Raw genomic sequence first — 18,106 nt, forward strand, 5'->3', positions numbered from 1 at the left:
CCTCCTTTTCTTTTTTGCCCGAAGCAGGTCCGTCTTCTGCCCCCAAGCAGGTCCGTCTTTGTCCCGAAGCCGGCCCGCTCCTCGTCCGGCCCCGGTCCGAACGCGGTCCGAACGCGGCTCGAAGCCGGTCCCCACACGATCCGGACCCGATCCGAAGCCGGCCCGTCCCCGGTCCGAACCGGTTCCGGCCCGGTCCCGGAGCACACGCGTACCGGTCCGAAATCGCCGCCGAGGTCGCCCCTGGCGCCTCGTGTTCCCCTCGCGAGTCGGGCCGGCGAACCGTTTCCGGATCGTTTTTCCGGGCTCTATCCGTGCCGCCCCCCAGGTCCTACTCTGCTCTCCAGCAAGCACGTCGACAGGTCCCGGAAGGGCGTGGGCGATGCCCGGAGTGCGGACGCTCGGTGAGGTGCTCGACCACGACGGTCCGCTTGCGGACGGCCCGTTGCGCGAGGTCGCGGCGGGCATCGCCGACGCTCTGGCCCGTGTGCACGCGATCGGTCTCGTGCACGGCCGGCTGGGTCCGGACCAGGTGCTGATCACCCCGTACGGTCCGCGCGTGACCGGCTTCGCGGGCCGCACGGACGCGGACGACGGCGGTGATCCCTCCGAGGACGTGTACGCGTTCGGCACGCTGATCACGCTCGCCGGGGGCGGCACGCCCTCCGCCGAGTTGAGCCCGCTGCTCCGGCGCTGCCTGGATCCCGACCCCGGACAACGTCCGACGGCGGTGGACGTGGACCGGGTGCTGACCCCGCGGCCCTCGATACTGGTCCTGCCCGCCGCTCCCGCGCGCGAGCGCGCCGACATGCCGCAGGCGGCCCGGGCACAGGACCCGCCGACCGGGAGCACGCTGACCCGGCGCCGGCTCCTGATCGCGGGCGGCTTCGCGGTGACCGCGGCGACGGTGACCTCGGCCGGCGTCGCGTTCGCGCGGCTGGGCGAGGGCCGGTCGCAGCCGAAGACGCGATGGCGGCGCGCGGTGGAGGGCCGGGTGACCACCCTCCAGGTCTTCGACAACGTCGCCTACTGCACGACCACCGAGAACGTGGTGATGGCCCTGGGCACCGAGACCGGCGTCGCGCTGTGGACCGCGCGCACCGAGTCGATGGTGTGGTCCGAGCCGGTGGTCTCCGGGACCGCCGTGTTCCTGGCGTGTGTGGCGGGGCAACTCTCCGCGCTCGACCCGGGCAACGGTGAACGCGTGTGGCAGCAGTACGCGGGCGACCAGATCCTCGGCGCGCCGGTGATGCTGGGCTCGTCCCTGGTGGTGGGCACCCGGGACGACCGGGTGCTCGCGTTCGACATCGCGCAGGGCGCGCACCGCTGGGAGTGGAGCGAGTCGGCGCAGCGCGGCGGGGTGATGCCGGCCGTGATCGGCGAGAACGGCGGCGGCGACCTGGTGTACCTGACCCATACCGACGGCACGGTCAGCGCGATCGTCCCCGAGCGCGGGGAGCCGCGATGGTCGATCCACCTCGCCGCGCCGATCACCCGGCCTCCGCACGTCGTCCGTGATCTGGTCTACGTGGTCACCGGGTTCACCCTGGTCGCGCTGAACATCGCCACCGGCGAGATCGTCTGGCGCTTCCGCGGCACCCCGGACCTGACCGCGCCGGTGGTCGTGGACGACATCATCTACACCACCGACGTCGGGACGCTGTACGCGCTGGACGCGCGCACCGGCGCGGAGCGCTGGCGGCGGACCACCGGTGCCGGCGTGCCCAGCCCGGTGGCCGTGGTGGACGGGATCGCCTATGCCGGCGGCACCGACGAGTTGCACGCCTTCGATCGGGCGACGGGCCGGCGGCGCTGGACGCATCCGCTGTCGACCTACCTGACCGCCGCTGCCGCGGGCACCGGCGAGGTGTTGTTGCTGGGTACGGCCGGCTCCGAACTGGTCGCCCTGGAGAGCTGATCCGCCAAGGCCGCGACCGGGGCCGCGGGCGTCGCGGGGGCCGGAGCCGAGGCCGACGTCCCCGCGAGCGCGCGGTGTGCCGTCATCGTGTCCCGCGCGGTCACGGTCACCAGGAGACCGCCGCCCGCGAGATCGCACACCGCCCGGCCCGGCGCACTGGTCGGTCGATCGGGCGGGGCAGGCAGGGTCAACCGGGTGGCCACCACCGTCCCGCCGGCCGTGCCCGCCGGTCCGCGCCAGCCCGGATGCGCGGCCGGGCCGTAGCCGCTTTGCTGGCGCAGCACCGGACGCCCGTCGACGACCACGTCCCAGCGCGAGAGCGCGTCCCCGCAGGGCTCGTCGACACGCCCCAGGACCAGCGTCTCCTGCACCAACAGGCCTGCGTCCGGCGCCGGTTCGGCCCGCACGACGCTGTGGAAGGCGGCCCGCGCGGCCACCACGACCGGTTCCGGCAGCCACTCCAGCAGGCCGCCGGCGCCGATCACCAGGTCCACCCGTTGCCGGGCCGGCGTGCCGTCGCCGATCAGGATCACCGCGGCGGCGGCGGTGCGTACCCGCAGCCGCGCGCCGGCCCCCACCTCGACGCGCAGCGCCAGGTCGTCGCCGCCGATCGGTCCGGCCGCGCCGCCCACGAAGACCACCTCGGCGACACCGCCCGGCACGGACACCTCGCGCGGCAGCAGCGGCACCTGTCCGCGCAGTTCGGTCAGCACCGTGCGGCCGTGCCGAAGTTCCGCGCGGACCAGGGCGGTTGCCCTCACCCGAGGACCGGGGCCGCGGCCGACGCGACCTCGACCCGGCCCGCCGGCCGTACCGGTACCGCCGTGCCGGCCCGCCATGCGGCGATCTGGTCGAGCACCCACGCGGTGACCACGTCCGCGCCCGGACTCTCGCGCAGCGACAGGAAGGCAACCGGGGTGCCCGGTCGCATGCGGGCCGCGTCGCGGTCCATCACGGCCAGGTCGGCGCCGATCTGCGGGGCGATGTCGGTCTTGTTGATCACCAGCAGGTCGGAACGGGTCACCCCGGGGCCGCCCTTGCGCGGCACCTTGTCGCCGCCGGACACGTCGATGACGAACATCTGCACATCGGCCAGACCCCGGCTGAAGGTCATGGTCAGGTTGTCGCCGCCGGACTCGATGATCACCAGGTCCAGGTCCGGATGCGCCGCCTCCAGGTCCTCGATCGCGTCCAGGTTGCCGCTGATGTCGTCGCGCACGGCGGTGTGCGGACAACAGCCGGTCTGCACGGCGGCGATCCGGTCCGCCGCCAACACCCCTGCGGCGCGCAGGAAGTCGGCGTCCTCGGTGGTGTAGATGTCGTTGGTGACCACCGCGAGCGAGAAGCGGTCGGCGAGGACCCGGCACAGCGCGGCGACCAGCGCCGTCTTGCCGGATCCCACCGGTCCGCCGATGCCGATCCGCAACGCGCGCGAGCCGGGCACGGTGGGCGGCGGCGAAAGGTGCGTGTGGGTCCCGCCGTTGCCGGGGGCATGGTCAAGATGCAAAGTGGACGACCTCCTCGTGGGCGTGCAGTTCGGCGCAGACGTCGAGGCCGACCGAGGACCAGCACGGCAGCCGGTCCCAGTCGCCGTCGGCGAACACGGTGCGGGCCGCGTCGGCGGCCTCCTCGGCGACCTGATCGCAGTGCCCGGCCATCTCGGCGAGCACCACGGTGACCGAGATCGGATCGAGGGAGAGCAGCTTGACCGCTGCCGAGGCGGGCCCGTTGACCACGTTGGTCGCGGCCAGCACGGCCGCCTCGCGCTCGTCGAGCCGGGCCCGGGTGGCCGCCGCGCCGAGCACGATCGCGTGGTGCGGGGACACCCCCAGGGCCGGCCACGGTTCGGTGGGCCAGGCCGCCTTGGCCACCCGGCGCAGTGATCGGCCCTGGGCGCGCGAGGCGGCCCGGGCCGGCGCGGAGGGGGTCCGCGCGTCGAGTTCGGCGTCGAGTTCGGCCCACGGCGCGATCTCGGGCAGCGCGTACGGCCCTGCGGTCAGCGCGGCGACGGCGGCGAAGGCCGCCTGCACCGCCCCGGTGCCGTAGAGCTTGCCGAGCAGGAATTCGGTGAGCGTGTCGAGGTCGTGCACCTCGCCCCGCTGGACGGCGTTCTCCAAGCCGCCCGAATGCGCGTAGCCGCCTGCCGGCAGCCTGGAATCCCCGAGCAGGAGAAGTCCAGCACCCATGAGTACCACCTCTTACTGGTCGTAACGTGTCGATGTCGGTCCTGGCCGGTCACCGCAGTCACAGTTCTACATCCTGACGGTGAGTCAGCTTTCACTGACCCTCCGTCAAGAAGCTTTCATGCGCAATCAGAACAGGAAATAACGTTGCGCCATCGGCAGGGTTCCGGCCGGCGCCGCGACCACCTTCTCCCCGTCCACGCGCACCGAGAACGTCTCGGGATCCACCTCGATGTGCGGCATGGCGTCATTGAGCGGCATGGCCGACTTGCCCCGTCCTCGCACATCGCCGGTCGGCACCAGTCGGCGGTCGATGTCCAGCCGCCGCGCGAGCCCGTCCTCCAGCGCCGCCGGCGCCACGAAGTGCACCGACGTCGCCGCGGCGGTGCGCGCCGCCGCACCGAACATGGGCCTGGGCAACACCGGTTGCGGCGTGGGAATGGACGCGTTCGCGTCGCCCATCGCGGCCCACGCGATGGCCCCGCCCTTGACGACCAGGTGCGGTCGTACGCCGAAGAACCTCGGGTCCCACAACACCAGGTCGGCGAGCTTGCCGACGGCGACCGAGCCGACCTCTTCGTCCAGGCCGTGCGCGACGGCCGGGCAGATCGTGTACTTGGCCACATAACGACGGGCCCGCAGGTTGTCCGCGGCCCCGTCGCCGGGCAGCGCGCCGCGCCGGACCTTGTTCACGTGCGCGGTCTGCCACGTGCGCAGCACGGTCTCGCCGACCCGGCCCATCGCCTGGCTGTCCGAGCCGATCATGGAGATCGCCCCGAGGTCGTGCAGCACGTCCTCGGCGGCGATGGTCGAGGGCCGGATCCGCGACTCGGCGAACGCCAGGTCCTCGGCGACGGCCGGATTCAGGTGGTGGCAGACCATCAGCATGTCGAGATGTTCCTCGACCGTGTTGACGGTGTGCGGCCGGGTCGGATTGGTGGACGAGGGCAGGATGTTGGGCAGTCCGGCCACGGTGATGATGTCCGGCGCGTGCCCGCCGCCGGCACCCTCGGTGTGATAGGCGTGAATGGTCCGCCCGCCGATCGCGGCCAGCGTGCCCTCGACGAAACCGGTCTCGTTGAGCGTGTCGCTGTGCAGCGCGACCTGGATGCCCGCCGCGTCCGCCACACGCAGCGCGGCGTCGATCACCGCGGGCGTCGAGCCCCAGTCCTCGTGCAGCTTGAGGCCGCCCGCGCCGGCCCGGATCTGCTCCCACATGGCCTCCTCGGACACGGTGTTGCCCTTGCCCAGGAGGACGAAGTTGATCGGCACCCCGTCCAGCGACTCCAGCATCCGGGCCAGGTGCCACGCGCCGGGCGTGACGGTGGTCGCCTTGCTGCCCTCGGCGGGCCCCGTACCGCCGGCGACCATCGTGGTCACCCCGGCCGACAGCGCCTCGGGGAACTGGGTCGGCGAGATCAGGTGCACATGGCAGTCGACCGCGCCGGCGGTCAGGATCCGGCCGTTGCCCGCGATGATCTCGGTCGACGGGCCGATCACCAGGTCCGGGTGCACTCCATCCATCGTGTCGGGGTTGCCCGCCTTGCCGATCGCCCGGATCCGGCCGTCCCGGATGCCGACGTCGGCCTTGACGATCCCCCAGTGGTCCAGGATCACCGCGCCGGTGATCACCGTATCCGGCGTGCCCTCGGCGCGGGTGGCCACGGACTGCCCCATCGACTCGCGGATCACCTTGCCGCCGCCGAAGATCGCCTCGTCCCCGGCCGCACCGCGCGGGCGGGTCAGGTCCTCGGTCACCTCGACCAGCAGTTCGGTATCGGCGAGCCTGATCCGGTCGCCGGTGGTGGGGCCGTAGAGCAGCGCGTATCGGTGCCGATCGATCGAGGTCATCGCGCGTCCTCCCCGTCCGACGCGCCCCGTGCCGCGTGTCCCGGGCCCATCGCCTCCCCCACGTCCCCGGCGTCCCCGGTGTCGCCCGCGTCCAGCACCCCGCCGCGGCCGGGCCGGAGCCCGGGCACGATCCGGGCACCGGCCAACGGCACCAGCTCCACCTCGCGGGCCACGCCCGGCTCGAACCGCACCGCGGTCCCGGCGGGCACGTGCAGCCGATGCCCCCAGGCCGCTCGGCGATCGAACTCCAACGCGTCGTTGGCCGCCGGGAAGTGCAGATGCGATCCCACCTGCACGGGCCGGTCCCCGGCGTTGACCACCGGCAACACCAGCACCGCCCGCCCCGGGTTCAGCGGGATGGGCTCCTCGCCCAGCAGGATCTCGCCCGGCACCACGGCCGCCAACGACCGGCGCGGCCTCACGGAATCGGCCGATGCACGGTCACCAGCTTGGTCCCGTCCGGGAAGGTGGCCTCCACCTGCACGTCCGCCAACAGCTCCGGAACGCCCTCCATCACGTCGTCCCGGGCGAGCACGTGTCGACCCGCCTCCTGGAGGTCGGCCACCGAGCGCCCGTCCCGCGCGCCCTCCAGCAGGAACGACGACAGGACCGCCACCGACTCCGGGTGGTTGAGCCGCAGTCCTCTGGCTCTCCTGCGCTGCGCCAGATCGGCGGCGTAGGAGACCATCAACCGCTCCTGCTCATGCGGGGTCAGCAACACGTCGTGCCCCTCCTCGAGAGTCGTACCGGCTCGTTGCCCTCGAAGAATCGCCGCCGCGTGTTACCCGTCGAAACGGGGCATGTTAACGCGGTGTATCCAAACCCTCACCACTCGAACGCCGCAACCCGCGCCTCGGGGCGGGGTCGGACGCCGCTCGCATGGTCGTCAGGGACTTGTCGAAGCCGCGCTTCATGAGCCGACTCAGCGGACGCTCGACCAGGCGATGCAGCAGCCATGCCACGGTCAGCGCCGCGACCAGCGCCACCCCGATCGCCGCCCGGTCGCCGAGCCCGCGCTCGCGCAGCCAGTGGATCAGCGTCCAGCCGGCCTCCTGGTGGATCAGATACAGGGGATAGGTCAGCGCGCCGAACACGGCCAGCCCCTTCCACCGCACCCAGTCGAACCAGCCCAGCGCCACCGCGATGATCACCGCGTAGGCCAGAGTGATCGCCACCGACACGCCCACCGTCGACATCGGGTCGCCGACCGCGTCGTCGTAGACCTTCTTCAGGCCCGGCACGTCCGCCATCGCCAGCAGCCAGGTGAAGCCGACCATGGCCCAGAGCAGCAGATTCGGCCCGAAGCGATACATCAGGTAGATGGTCACACCCGCGACGAAGTACGGCGCCTGACGCAACATCGCGAGCTCTTCCAGGATCGGCACCTCGCTGCCGTTCGCGATCATCGCCACGACCAGCCAGATGCCGCAGAAGGCGACCACGCGGCGATAGGTCAATCCCATCGCCACGACGATCGCGAACAGCAGATAGAACTGCAGTTCCAGCCACAGCGTCCAATAGACGCCGTCGACGTCCTTGTACCCGAGCCGGCCCTCGAACATGGTGAAGTTCACCAGCACGGTCCGGGCGTCGATGCCGGCCCGAGCGCCCGGCCGGCCCAGGTCCGGCGCGAAGTGCAGGACCGTGGCGGTGAGCAGGATGGCCGCCCAGAAGGCCGGATACAGGCGCACGACCCGGGAGACCACGAAGTCGCCGGCCTGCCGCCCCCACGAACTCATGCAGATCACGAAGCCGCTGATGATGAAGAACAGTTCGACGCCGAGCCAGCCGTATTGGGTGATCCCGGCGACGGTCGGCATGAAGTCCTGCGGGGTGCGACCGCCCCAGATCTCCGGCACGCCGGCGTCCGCCGTCCAGTGGAAGGACAACACGGCGAGCGCGGCGAACAGTCGAAGCACGTCGAGCGCGTACAGGCGGGTGGGACCCGTGCGGCGGGCGGCGGGAGCCGGGACCGGCGGATCGGGCAAAGGCCCGCGATCCGGTGCGGCGGAGGGTCGCTCTTCGACGGGCGCTTCGGGCATGGTCGGCTTCCTCGACGGTGGGCCGCCTCGGCTCGGACGGTCGACCGCGGTGCGGTCGACACCATCCCACCCGAGGCGGGCGAAAACATACGAACCGATGACCGAGTGCGTCGGCATGTCCGCACTGCCTCGGGAATCACAGGACCCGAGGGTAACGGCCCGCGCGCCCGATCCGGACGGGCGGGCCGACGGGCCGCGTCGGTCACCCGCGCGGCGCCCCGTCGGAGGGGACGCCGCGCTCGGTTCGAGCTGTGTCCGGTCAGAATCCCCCACCCGGCGGGGGGTCGATCGGGTCGGCCGGCCGGAAGCCGAAGACCTTTCCGTAGAACCACAGTTCGGCCTCCAACGCGCGGATGATGTTCTCCGCCCGCCGGAAGCCGTGCTGTTCGCCCTCGAAGGCCAGGTAGACGTACGGCAGCCCCTTCTCCTTCAGGGCCGCGACGATCATCTCCGCCTGGGCCGGCGGGACCACCTGGTCCTCCAGCCCCTGGAACACCGCGAGCGGAGTGGACAGGTGCTCGGTGTGGTTGATCGGCGAGCGCGCCCGATAGACCGCCTCGGCCTCCGGGTACGGGCCGACCAGTCGGTCCAGGTAGCGCGATTCGAACTTGTGCGTGTGCCGGGCCAGCGCCGCGATGTCGGCGACGCCGAAGTGGCTCGCGCCGGCGGTGAAGTCGTCGCCCGCCACCAGCGCGGCCAACGTGGTGTAGCCGCCCGCCGAGCCGCCCCGGATGGCCAGCTTGGTGCCGTCCACGACGCCGGTGTCGGCGAGGTGCCGGGCCACCGCGGTGCAGTCCTCGACGTCGACGATGCCCCACGAGTCGTACAGCAGGTTGCGGTACTCCCGGCCGTAACCGGTGCTGCCGCCGTAGTTGACGTCCGCCACCGCGAAGCCCCGGCTGGTCCAGTACTGGATCCGCAGGTTGAGCACCGCCGACGCCTGCGCGGTCGGCCCGCCGTGGATGGACACGATCAACGGTGGCAGTTCACCCTCCGGCGCCCGCACGTCCGGGTTCTTCGGCAGATACAGCAGCGCGTGCGCGGTACGGCCGGCCGCGGAGGCGAACTCGATCGCCCGCGGCGCGCTGAACCACTGCGCGTCCAACCCGAAGTCCCGGGCCGGGCGCAGCCGTTCGATCTGCAACGCGGTGGCGGTGCCGGGCGCGAGCCGAACCCGGCGCGGCGCGTCCTCGTCGTCCGGACCACCGCCGATCAACAACACCCCGCCGGGCACCGCGACCAGGTCGGACAACCGGTTCAGCCCGGTCTCCACCCGGGCTGGCGGCTGCTCCGGGCGGGTCGGGTCGACCAGACCCAGGTGGTCGAAGCCGCCGGAGCCGACCGAGCAGGCGATCCGGCCGTCGTCGAGGAAGGTGTAGAAGCGCTCGCCGAAGACCCACTGCGGGCCGCCGATCTCCGCCTCGACCGGCGCCACCGCCTCGACCTGCCCACCCGCACCGACCCGGTACAGGTTCCACCACCCGGTGCGGTCCGACGTGAACCACAGCGCGCCGTCCGGCCCCCACTCGGGCTGGACCACCGATTCGCGCCCGCCGCCCGCGAGCGCCTGCGCGCCGGTCGGCCGCGGCCCCGCCTCGATCGCCGCGACCATCAGCTCGGCCGCGTCCCACGGCATGTCCGGGTGCGACCACTGGGTCCAGGCGAGCGCGGAGCCGTCCGCGGCCGGGCGCGGCGAGGACACGAAGTCCGGTCCGGTGACCAGGACCCGATCGCCGCCCGGACCGTCCAGCGGCAGCGCGACGATCTCGTTGACCGCCTCGCCGTGCGTGTTCACCGCCGCCGGCTCGTGGCTCTCGCGCACCGCGACCAGCCACTCGCCCGGACCCCACTGCCCCGCGGGCACGATCGTGAAGTCGGCGTAGCGCAGGCCCGCCTCGACCTCCGGCTCGGCGGAGACCGGCACCGGCGCCGCGTCGCCGGGCGCGAGGCGGTACAACCGCTGATCGGTCCAGTTCGCGAAGACCAGCACACCCGCGCGAACCGTCCAGGCGGCGCCGCCGTACTCGTGCACGCGGGTTCGCGCCGAGAACCCCTCGGGCAGCACGTCCTCGGGCGACCCGCCCGGTCGCAGCCGCACCAACTGGATCCGGCCACCCTCGGACGGCCTACCCTCCGACCACCACACGTCCTCGCCGTCGGCCCGGATGTCGCCGGGAGTCGCGGCCCCCTCCACGAGCCGCTCGGCCGTGATCGGCGAGGGCCAGGACCCGTATGTCTTCGTCTCGTCCGCGTTCATGTCGGCACTCATCCCCCGATCCTCTCCGTCCCGAGCCCGGAAAGCATCCGCCAACGCGCTCGAAAACCCGGTCGACCCGGGCCGGTGCGACACGGGATCATGTCCGTATGACGACAGATCTCGACATTCGCGGCGTGGTGATACCCGCCGCCGAGCTGTCGTGGCGATTCTCGCGCTCCTCCGGACCGGGCGGACAGTCGGTGAACACCACGGACAGCCGCGCCGAGGTGTCCTTCGACCTGGGCGCCAGCACGATGTTGCCCGACGTGCTCAAGGAGCGGGCGCTGCACCGATTGGCCGGGCGCCTGGTGGACGGCGTACTCACGGTCGCCTCGTCCGAGCAGCGTTCCCAGCTCATGAATCGACAGGCCGCGGTCCGCCGATTGGTCGAGCTCCTGGTCGAGGCCACCGCCCCGCCCCCGCCACCCCGGCGGCCGACCAAACCCTCGCGCGGGATGCGCGAACGCAGGCTGCGCAACAAGCACCATCGCGGTGAGATCAAACGACTGCGGCGCTCGACGGGCGATTGATCCCGGATCCGAACAGGATCCGAACCGGGCGCAAAGTCGAGATGAAGTGCCACTTACCGAAGCATTACGGATCACACCCGGAAAACCACGCCCCGAGCACGACGGGCCATCGCACACTGCCAACGCCGGCGCAAGACCCGCGCTCCGCAGTGAACGAAGCGAAGGACTCCGGGATGCCATCCCCCGCACGTGTGCCCCATCCGCCCCATCCGACGATCGTCCCGGTCGCGTCCCGCTCGTCGAGTCATCCGTGACCGCCGTCGGGCGGGCCCGCGCCCGCGCTCGCCACGAGCGCACCTCGAGGGACGACCGGCACGACCCGGATCCCGAGCATCGACCCGGGCCCGTGTTCGTGCGTTGGACCATCGCACCCACGGTCGCCGGCGTGCCCGAGGTACGGCATCGCCTGCGCGACCTGTTACGCGCCTGGGGGGTGGCCGAGGAGATCGAGGAGATCCTGCTCCTGGTCGCCACCGAGCTGACCTCCAACGCGGTCCGACACGCCGCGATCCGTACCGAGCGCATCCGGATCACCGCGTCGCACACCGGCGCCGAGGTCCGCCTCGAGGTCGCCGACGACCACCCGTTCCGCCCGCACGCGCTCCTGGACACCGGCCCGGATGCCGAGGACGGCCGGGGGTTGATGATCGTGAAGCTGATGGTCGCCGAAATCGGCGGCCGGATCGACGTCCTGTCGGTCGGCGCCGGGAAGAGCATCCGGGTCACGGTGCGCGGGGACGCGCCGGGGTAGCCGGCCTCAGCGCACCCGGCGCCACCGCGCCTCACAGAACGAGTACAGCCCGAACACCACCAGGCCCAGTGCCACCACCACGAGCAGGGCGGGCCCCACCGGCGTGCCCGCGAACGAGCGCAACGTCTCGTCCACTCCCTTGGCCCGGTTCGGGTCGAACTTCACCGCCGCCACCACGATGAACACACCGGCCGCGCCGAACACCACACCTCGACTGATTCCGCCGATCATCCCGAGCAGGTCCACCACCTTGCGCTGCGTGGGGCTCATCTCGCCGGTGTTCAGCTTCTCCCGGAACTTGCGCAGCGCGTACCGTACGGCCATCCCGATCCCGACGCCGAGCAGCACCAGTCCGGCCAGTCCCACCAGATACCGACCACCCGGCCAGTCCAGCGCCTTGGCGGTGAGGTCCTTCGAGGTCTCGTTGCTGCTGCCGCCCTGCTCCTTGCCCTGCTCGCCACCGTCCGCGGTGAGGGTGCGGATCAGGGAGACGACCACAAAGCCGTAGAAGATCGCCCGGCCCAGCGACATCAGTCGCTTGCTCGCCTTGTTGCCGTCCGGCACGGCCTGCCCGAACGCGGCCTCCACCAGCCGCCACAGGCACATCCCGATCAGCGCGACGACCAGCACCCACAACATGGCCTCGCCGAACGGCTTCTTGCCGATCTCCTCGACCGCACCGCCCCGGTCGGCTTCCTGGTTCTTGTCGCCGAAGGCGATCTGCACCGCGATCGCGCCGACGAGGATATAGAGGAGGCCGCGTGCGGCCAGGCCCGCTCGGGCAAGGCCCACCATCACCTTGCTGTCGGCGGCCTGCCGCCCGGCGGCCTTGGCTTCACGACCCGATTCGGCCATGGAGGCTGACGCTGACATGTCGTATCCCCAAAGGTTGTCCCGGAGCGCCTTCGCGGCCGTGCCGTACGGCATCCGGCTGGGCAGGCGTCTGCCCGGACCGGCCCTGGGCAAACGGCGCGCAAAGCCGCCGCAGCGTCGGGGATCAAGGAATCGAGAGGTCGTCGGGTGGTCGGGTGGTCGGGTCGCCGGGCGGTCGGGCGGAGGCACCCCCGCCGCGCGGGTCCCATCAGTGGAAGGCGTCCAGGCCGGTGATCGCCTTGCCGATGACCAGGGTGTGCATCTCCGAGGTGCCCTCGTAGGTGAGCACCGACTCCAGGTTGTTCATGTGCCGGATCACCGGGTACTCCAGCGAGATCCCGTTCGCGCCCAGGATCGTACGCGCCTGACGGGCGATCGCGATCGCCTCGCGGACGTTGTTGAGCTTGCCGAAGCTGATCTGCTCCGGGCGCACCGCGCCCGCGTCCTTGCGCCTGCCCAGGTGCAGCGCGAGCAGGTGCGCCTTGCCGATCTCCACCGCCATGTCCGCCAGCTTGGCCTGGGTGAGCTGGAACCCGCCGATCGGCCGGCCGAACTGCTCCCGCGTGCGGGCGTAGTCCAGCGCGGACTCGAAGCACGAGCGCGCCGCGCCCACCGTGCCCCACACGATTCCGTACCGGGCCTCGCCCAGACACGTCAGCGGGCCGCGCATGCCCACCACGTCGGGCAGCACCGCGTCGGCCGGCAACCGTACGTCGTCCAGCGTCAACTCGCTGGTGATCGACGCACGCAGGGACATCTTGTGCCTGATGTCGACGGCCGCGAAGCCGGCGGTGTCGGTGGGCACCACGAAGCCGCGCACACCTTCCTCGGTCTGCGCCCAGATCACCGCCACGTCGGCCACCGAGCCGTTGGTGATCCACATCTTGCGGCCGTTGAGCACCCAGTCGTCGCCGTCCCGCTTGGCGTGCGTACGCATCGACGCCGGATCCGAACCGTGATCGGGCTCGGTCAACCCGTAGCACCCGAGCGCCTCGCCCGCGGCCAGCCGAGGCAGCCACGTGCGTCGGTGCTCCTCGGTGCCGAAGCGGTGGATCGCGAACATCGCCAGCGAGCCCTGCACCGACACCAGCGAGCGCAACCCCGAATCGCACGCCTCCAGTTCCAGGCACGCCAGGCCGTACTGCACCGCACTGGTCCCGGCGCAGCCGTAGCCGTCCAGGGTCATCCCGAGTACGCCGATCCCGCCCAGCCCACGCGCGAGTTCCCGCACGTCGGGCAGCTCGCCGCGCTCGAACCACTCGGCCACGTAAGGCGTGACCCGGTCGGCGCAGAATCGGCGCACGGTGTCCCGGATCGCCTTGTCCTCGGGGTCGAGCAGATCGTCGATGCCGAGCGGGTCCATCGGGTCGAACGCGGGTGCCTTGGCCATCTGCGGGTGCCTCCTGTGTGCGGACCGGGAGACCCGAACGGCGCCGAACGGGTCCCGGTAGATTGCCCCGAACATAGATCCGGAACACGGGGAGCACCACCATGACCCAACCGCCACACGACCCGCATCCCCTGTTCGGTGACGGCGCGGGCCCGCCCGGCGAGACGCCCGAGCAGCGGCGCCGCCGGCTCGAGGAGGAAGAGGAACGTCGCCGCCGCCAGGAGCGCCGTGAGGATCTCGTGGACGCAGCCGGGGAATTGGGCAACCAGCCCTCGGGCGGCGGAGGTGGTGGTGGCGGCGACGGCTGGTCCGGCGGCGGATCCGGCGGTTCCGGGGGGTCCGGCGGTGGATCGGGCGGTGGTCGTGGAGGTGGTGGCGGCGGAGGTGGTGGCGGCGGAGGCGACGGCCGGGGCTGCTGCGGCCGCGGCGGCAACCGGGACGGCGGCGATCGGGACAGTGGTGGAGGCGGGGGTAGTGGCGGCGGGGGCGGCGGCGGGGGCGGTCGCGGAGGCGGCGGGGGAAACGGCGACTGCGGTTGCGACGCGTGCCTGATCAGCCTGTTCTCGCTGCGCCTGATGTGGATCGCGCTGACCAGCCTGCTCCGCCCACGCGGCGGCTCGCCCGCCCGCCGGTTGGGTGCCGCCGTGGAGCGCTACCGCACCGAGATCAGCCCGCGCACCCCGCCGTGCTGCACCTTCACGCCGACCTGTTCGACCTACGGCAAGCAGGCCCTGCACCGGCACGGCGCGGTCCGGGGCACGTATCTGACGGCGCGTCGGCTGATCCGCTGCCGCCCCGGCAACGGCGGCTTCGACCCGGTGCCGGGCGCACGGCGGGCGAAGGGACACTGACCGGCGGTCGGGGGGCGGACCGAGTCCGCCCCCCGACCCGGCGTCACTTCTTCGGCGACGGCGAGCGGCGCATCTCCTTGTGGATCAGCTTCCACTCACGGGCCCGCTCGGCGCGGATGCGATGGTCCTCGCGCGAGGCGATCCAGCGTGCCTCCCGGAGCAGCTTGCGGTAGCTGTCCAGGCGGCGCTGCGGCAGTTCGCCCGCCTCGATCGCGGCGAGCACCGCGCAGCCGGGTTCGCTGTCGTGCGTGCAGTCGGCGAAGCGACAGTCCCGGACCAGGGCGTCGATGTCCGCGAAGGTGCGGTCCAGACCCTCGCCGACGTCGTACATGCCGACGCCGCGCATGCCCGGGGTGTCCACCAGCACGCCGCCGTTCGGCAGCGGGACCAACTCGCGCCAGGTGGTGGTGTGCCGGCCCTTGCCGTCGCCGCGCACCTCCTGGACCGAGGTCACCTCGGCGCCCGCGAGCGCGTTGGTGAGCGTGGACTTGCCCGCGCCGGAGGTGCCGATCAGCGCGACGCTCTGCCCGGCGGTGTAAGCCTGAAGCACGTCCAGGCCCTCGCCGGTGAGCGCGCTGGCGACCACGACGTCCACGCCCATCGCCACCGACTCGACGTCGGTGCGCAGGTCGTCGGCGTCGGCCGCGAGGTCGGCCTTGGTGAGGATGACCAGCGGCCGGGCGCCGCTCTCCCACGCGAGCGTGAGCAACCGCTCCAGCCGGCCGAGATCCGGCGGCACGTCCAGCGGGACGACGGCGCCGATCAGGTCGACGTTGACCGCCAGGACCTGACCCGCCGAGCGCCCGGACGCCTGCGAGCGCACCAGTGCGGTCCGGCGCTCCAGCAGCGCGGCGACGAACGCCTCGCGGCCGTCGTCGGGAAACTCCAGCGCGGCCCAGTCGCCGGTGCACGGCAGTTCACCACCGCCGTGCGCGGCCCGCACGGTGCCGTCGGCGGTGACCACCTCGCACAGCGAGCGGTCCACGCGGGCGATCCGCCCGGGGACGAGGCCGTGGGTCAGGTAGGGAGCGAATTCGATGTCGTGGTCCGCGTCCCAGCCGTAGGCGGCGAGCACGTCGGAGGTCGCGACGGAAGAGGTGTTGCGGGAAATGCGGTGCTGCTGGGAAGACAAGCCGGTGGCCCTTCGAGGGGCGGATCCGCCGACCTGCGCGCCACCCGGAACGACCCGGTGCGGCTACGCGGTGCGAACCCGAGAGATGGAGAGGGGGAATGAGGTCCAGCCCATCCGGGCGACCGTCATCAAGGTCGTGGTCACGACATCCACCTCCCACCTGTTGTGTGCGACCTCGGGTCGCGCGCTCTCGGGTACCACGTGGCCCCAGCGGACCACTCGGGAAAGCCTAGGCCATCACGGCCGGTCGCGTCGAGCGTGTTCCTGCTCGCCGGCCACGGGGCGGGTCGGCCGCGGCGGCCACGCCGTGTCGTCCAGCGGCAGGCCCGGCAACTCCTGCCCGGCGGGCATGTGCAGGCTCGGCGGCTGGCCGTTGGTGGGCGGCGGACCGGGCGGTCGAGGCGGTCGGGACGGCATCCGGGTGGGCACTTCGCCGGCCCGGCGGCTGCCGTTGGCCCGACCGTTGACCGTGCCCGCGTCGCCGCGCTTGGCGTCGCGCGCGTGGATGGCCCAGCGCTCGGGGAACTCGGACGGCGGCTCGGCGATGTCGGGGAGTTCGCCGTGGATGACGGTGTCCTCCATCTCGTCGTGCTCGTCCGAGGTGGGTGTCCAGTCGCCGGGGTTGCCCCGGTGCCGGCCCGAGCGCAGGTGCTCCATGGCCGCGGCGATCTCCTCGGCGGCCTTCTCCTTGTCCCGCTCGGCGCGCGCCTGCGCGGTCTCCTGGCTGGGCCAGACCTGGTCGATCGCGGCGTTGACGGCCGCGCCGATCAGCACGGCCATCGCCGCGAAGTACATCCACACCATGACCGCGACCGGGGCGGCGAGCGAGCCGTAGACGGTGGGGCCGTCGATGGTGGTGGCGAGGTACACGCGCAGCAGGAAGCTGCCGAGGATGCACAGGAGCAGGGCGACCAGCGCACCGGGTATGTCCTCGCGCCACGGCGTCCGTACCGGCACCGACACGTGGTAGAGCGAGGTCAGGAAGCAGACCGAGAGCACCACCAGGACCGGCCAGTACAGGATGTGCACGGTCCCGGCGAAGTGCGGGAAGGCCTTGACCACCAACTCGGGACCGGCCACCAGGAGCGGGATCAGGAACATCCCGAGCAGCAGGCCGACCACGTACAGCGTGAAGGACAGCAGTCGGGTGCGTACGATGCCGCGCTTGCCGGACAGGCCGTACATGATCGTGATGGTGTCGACGTAGACGTTGAGCGCGCGCGAGCCGGACCACAGGGCGATCAGGAAGCCGGCCGAGATGATGTCGGCGCGCCCGGAGTCGAAGACGTCGTTGACCAGTGGGACCACCACCTGCTCGGTGCTCTTGCTGGAGAGCACCGACCCGGCGGCCTTGACGATGTCCGCCTTGAGGTCGTTGACCGTGCTGCCGCCGATCATGCCGTGCAGGTAGCCGACGGTACCGGCGAGCCCGAGCAGCAGCGGGGGCAGCGAGAGCAGCATGAAGAACCCGGCCTCGGCGGCCAGGCCGGTGACCCGGTGGTTGAAGCAGGAGATCACCGTCTCGCGGAGTATCCGCCACAATGCGCTCCGCAACCGGATGCGACCGGCCCCTCGCAGGCGAGGTCGTTGTTGGTAGTCCGCTGCCACCCCTTTAAGGTATCCGGCCGGGGGCCCGCCATTCGCCAAGTCGCCGACCGGGTGGATCCACCCCCCGTTCGGCCGCCCTCCACACCCCGTTCATCAGGTGGTCCGCGCTGGTCAGCGAGTGGGCACGAGCACCCCGGAAAGCCTGCTGAGCACCCGCGCCGCGGTGCGCAGTTCCTCGGCCGGCAGGTCCGCGAAGGCGCTCTCCCAACTCTCCCGGAACAACGTGTCGAGCCGGTACAACTCGCGCCGTCCGGCCGGGGTGAGCCGGGCCACCGAGCCGCCCCGGCCGCGCCCGGCGCGCACCGCCTCGACCAGACCCTCGCGTCCGTGCACGTCCAACAGGTCGCGCACGGCGGGCACCGGCAGGCCGAGCACCCGGGCCAGCCGCTCGTTGTCCAGGTCGAGTTCGTCGGCGAGCGCGGCGAGCAGCCGATACCGGGTACCGTCGGCATCGGCGTCGACCGGACCGACCTGCCCGGCACGATCGGCACGGATCGCGGAGAGGAATCCGTTGAGGGCGTACCGCAGTGTCTCGACCGCTTCCTCGCGACGCGGCTCCGGCCGCTCGGAGGCGGATCCCGCGGTAGATACGGGAACGCATACGGAGCGCGTTCTGCGCCGGGGCGCGCCCAGAACCTCGCCTGGCATACCCATCAGCTCCTCGTCCACTGTGGTGCGTGGGCCGCGTACCGTTCGGGGGAAACGGCATCCGACCACCCGTAC

Annotated in this window: 17 protein-coding genes; 4 read left to right on the forward strand and 13 right to left on the reverse strand. The window is 72.1% G+C overall.

Annotation, left to right across the window (positions count from 1 at the left end):
- Positions 1-379 precede the first annotated feature (379 nt).
- On the forward strand, positions 380-1,915 hold the full coding sequence (locus ACIRL2_RS00835; protein ID WP_402229168.1) for a PQQ-binding-like beta-propeller repeat protein: 1,536 nt from the start codon (positions 380-382) through the stop codon (positions 1,913-1,915).
- Here ACIRL2_RS00835 and ACIRL2_RS00840 read toward each other — a convergent pair.
- From ACIRL2_RS00840 to ACIRL2_RS00875, 8 genes are all read right to left on the reverse strand, one after another.
- The gene (locus tag ACIRL2_RS00840) at positions 1,831-2,676 is read right to left on the reverse strand and encodes an urease accessory protein UreD (protein WP_402229170.1); all 846 of its coding nucleotides are present in this window, start codon (positions 2,674-2,676) and stop codon (positions 1,831-1,833) included. The two genes, ACIRL2_RS00835 and ACIRL2_RS00840, sit on opposite strands and share 85 nt — an antisense overlap.
- On the reverse strand, positions 2,673-3,422 hold the full coding sequence (gene ureG, locus ACIRL2_RS00845; protein WP_402229172.1) for an urease accessory protein UreG: 750 nt from the start codon (positions 3,420-3,422) through the stop codon (positions 2,673-2,675). Before ureG ends, ACIRL2_RS00840 begins: the two co-directional genes overlap by 4 nt.
- Positions 3,412-4,101, reverse strand: a complete 690-nt coding sequence (locus tag ACIRL2_RS00850; protein ID WP_402229174.1) for an urease accessory protein UreF — start codon at positions 4,099-4,101, stop codon at positions 3,412-3,414. The genes ureG and ACIRL2_RS00850 overlap by 11 nt, the downstream gene beginning before the upstream one ends.
- 126 nt (positions 4,102-4,227) lie before the next feature.
- Complete coding sequence (locus tag ACIRL2_RS00855) at positions 4,228-5,949, reverse strand: urease subunit alpha (protein ID WP_402229176.1); 1,722 nt, start codon at positions 5,947-5,949, stop codon at positions 4,228-4,230.
- A complete protein-coding gene (locus ACIRL2_RS00860; protein ID WP_402229178.1) occupies positions 5,946-6,371 on the reverse strand; it encodes an urease subunit beta in 426 nt (141 codons plus the stop codon). Before ACIRL2_RS00860 ends, ACIRL2_RS00855 begins: the two co-directional genes overlap by 4 nt.
- Positions 6,368-6,670, reverse strand: a complete 303-nt coding sequence (locus ACIRL2_RS00865) for an urease subunit gamma (RefSeq protein ID WP_395859746.1) — start codon at positions 6,668-6,670, stop codon at positions 6,368-6,370. The genes ACIRL2_RS00860 and ACIRL2_RS00865 overlap by 4 nt, the downstream gene beginning before the upstream one ends.
- Positions 6,671-6,752: 82 nt before the next feature.
- The gene (locus ACIRL2_RS00870; protein ID WP_395859747.1) at positions 6,753-7,991 is read right to left on the reverse strand and encodes an acyltransferase family protein; all 1,239 of its coding nucleotides are present in this window, start codon (positions 7,989-7,991) and stop codon (positions 6,753-6,755) included.
- 259 nt (positions 7,992-8,250) lie between these two features.
- Complete coding sequence (locus ACIRL2_RS00875) at positions 8,251-10,260, reverse strand: S9 family peptidase (RefSeq protein WP_402229182.1); 2,010 nt, start codon at positions 10,258-10,260, stop codon at positions 8,251-8,253.
- Between the two features lie 95 nt (positions 10,261-10,355).
- On the opposite strand from ACIRL2_RS00875, the gene arfB reads away from it, so the two are divergent.
- Positions 10,356-10,778 carry an alternative ribosome rescue aminoacyl-tRNA hydrolase ArfB gene (gene arfB, locus ACIRL2_RS00880; protein ID WP_395859749.1) on the forward strand — a complete coding sequence of 141 codons (423 nt, stop codon included), beginning with the start codon at positions 10,356-10,358 and terminating at the stop codon, positions 10,776-10,778.
- A 250-nt stretch (positions 10,779-11,028) separates the two neighbouring features.
- Positions 11,029-11,529 carry an ATP-binding protein gene (locus ACIRL2_RS00885; protein WP_402229185.1) on the forward strand — a complete coding sequence of 167 codons (501 nt, stop codon included), beginning with the start codon at positions 11,029-11,031 and terminating at the stop codon, positions 11,527-11,529.
- A gap of 6 nt (positions 11,530-11,535) precedes the next feature.
- On the opposite strand, the gene ACIRL2_RS00890 is transcribed toward ACIRL2_RS00885, so the two are convergent.
- Both ACIRL2_RS00890 and ACIRL2_RS00895 read right to left on the reverse strand, forming a co-directional pair.
- A complete protein-coding gene (locus tag ACIRL2_RS00890; protein WP_395859750.1) occupies positions 11,536-12,402 on the reverse strand; it encodes a DUF1206 domain-containing protein in 867 nt (288 codons plus the stop codon).
- A gap of 208 nt (positions 12,403-12,610) precedes the next feature.
- Positions 12,611-13,792, reverse strand: coding sequence for an acyl-CoA dehydrogenase family protein (locus tag ACIRL2_RS00895; protein ID WP_402229187.1), 1,182 nt, complete (start codon positions 13,790-13,792; stop codon positions 12,611-12,613).
- A gap of 101 nt (positions 13,793-13,893) precedes the next feature.
- On the opposite strand from ACIRL2_RS00895, the gene yidD reads away from it, so the two are divergent.
- Positions 13,894-14,643, forward strand: a complete 750-nt coding sequence (gene yidD / locus ACIRL2_RS00900) for a membrane protein insertion efficiency factor YidD (protein WP_402229189.1) — start codon at positions 13,894-13,896, stop codon at positions 14,641-14,643.
- Between the two features lie 43 nt (positions 14,644-14,686).
- Here yidD and rsgA read toward each other — a convergent pair whose 3' ends face one another.
- The 3 genes from rsgA to ACIRL2_RS00915 all read right to left on the reverse strand — a co-directional run bounded on the left by rsgA (position 14,687) and on the right by ACIRL2_RS00915 (position 18,031).
- Complete coding sequence (gene rsgA, locus ACIRL2_RS00905; RefSeq protein ID WP_402229191.1) at positions 14,687-15,775, reverse strand: ribosome small subunit-dependent GTPase A; 1,089 nt, start codon at positions 15,773-15,775, stop codon at positions 14,687-14,689.
- A 237-nt stretch (positions 15,776-16,012) separates the two neighbouring features.
- A complete protein-coding gene (locus ACIRL2_RS00910) occupies positions 16,013-17,383 on the reverse strand; it encodes a YihY/virulence factor BrkB family protein (RefSeq protein ID WP_402229193.1) in 1,371 nt (456 codons plus the stop codon).
- 111 nt (positions 17,384-17,494) lie between these two features.
- Positions 17,495-18,031 (reverse strand): hypothetical protein, encoded by a 537-nt coding sequence (locus ACIRL2_RS00915; RefSeq protein ID WP_395859755.1) that lies wholly within the window; start codon positions 18,029-18,031, stop codon positions 17,495-17,497.
- Between the last annotated feature and the right edge of the window lie 75 nt (positions 18,032-18,106).

It is taken from the genome of Embleya sp. NPDC127516 (assembly GCF_044765325.1).
Lineage (GTDB): Bacteria > Actinomycetota > Actinomycetes > Streptomycetales > Streptomycetaceae > Embleya.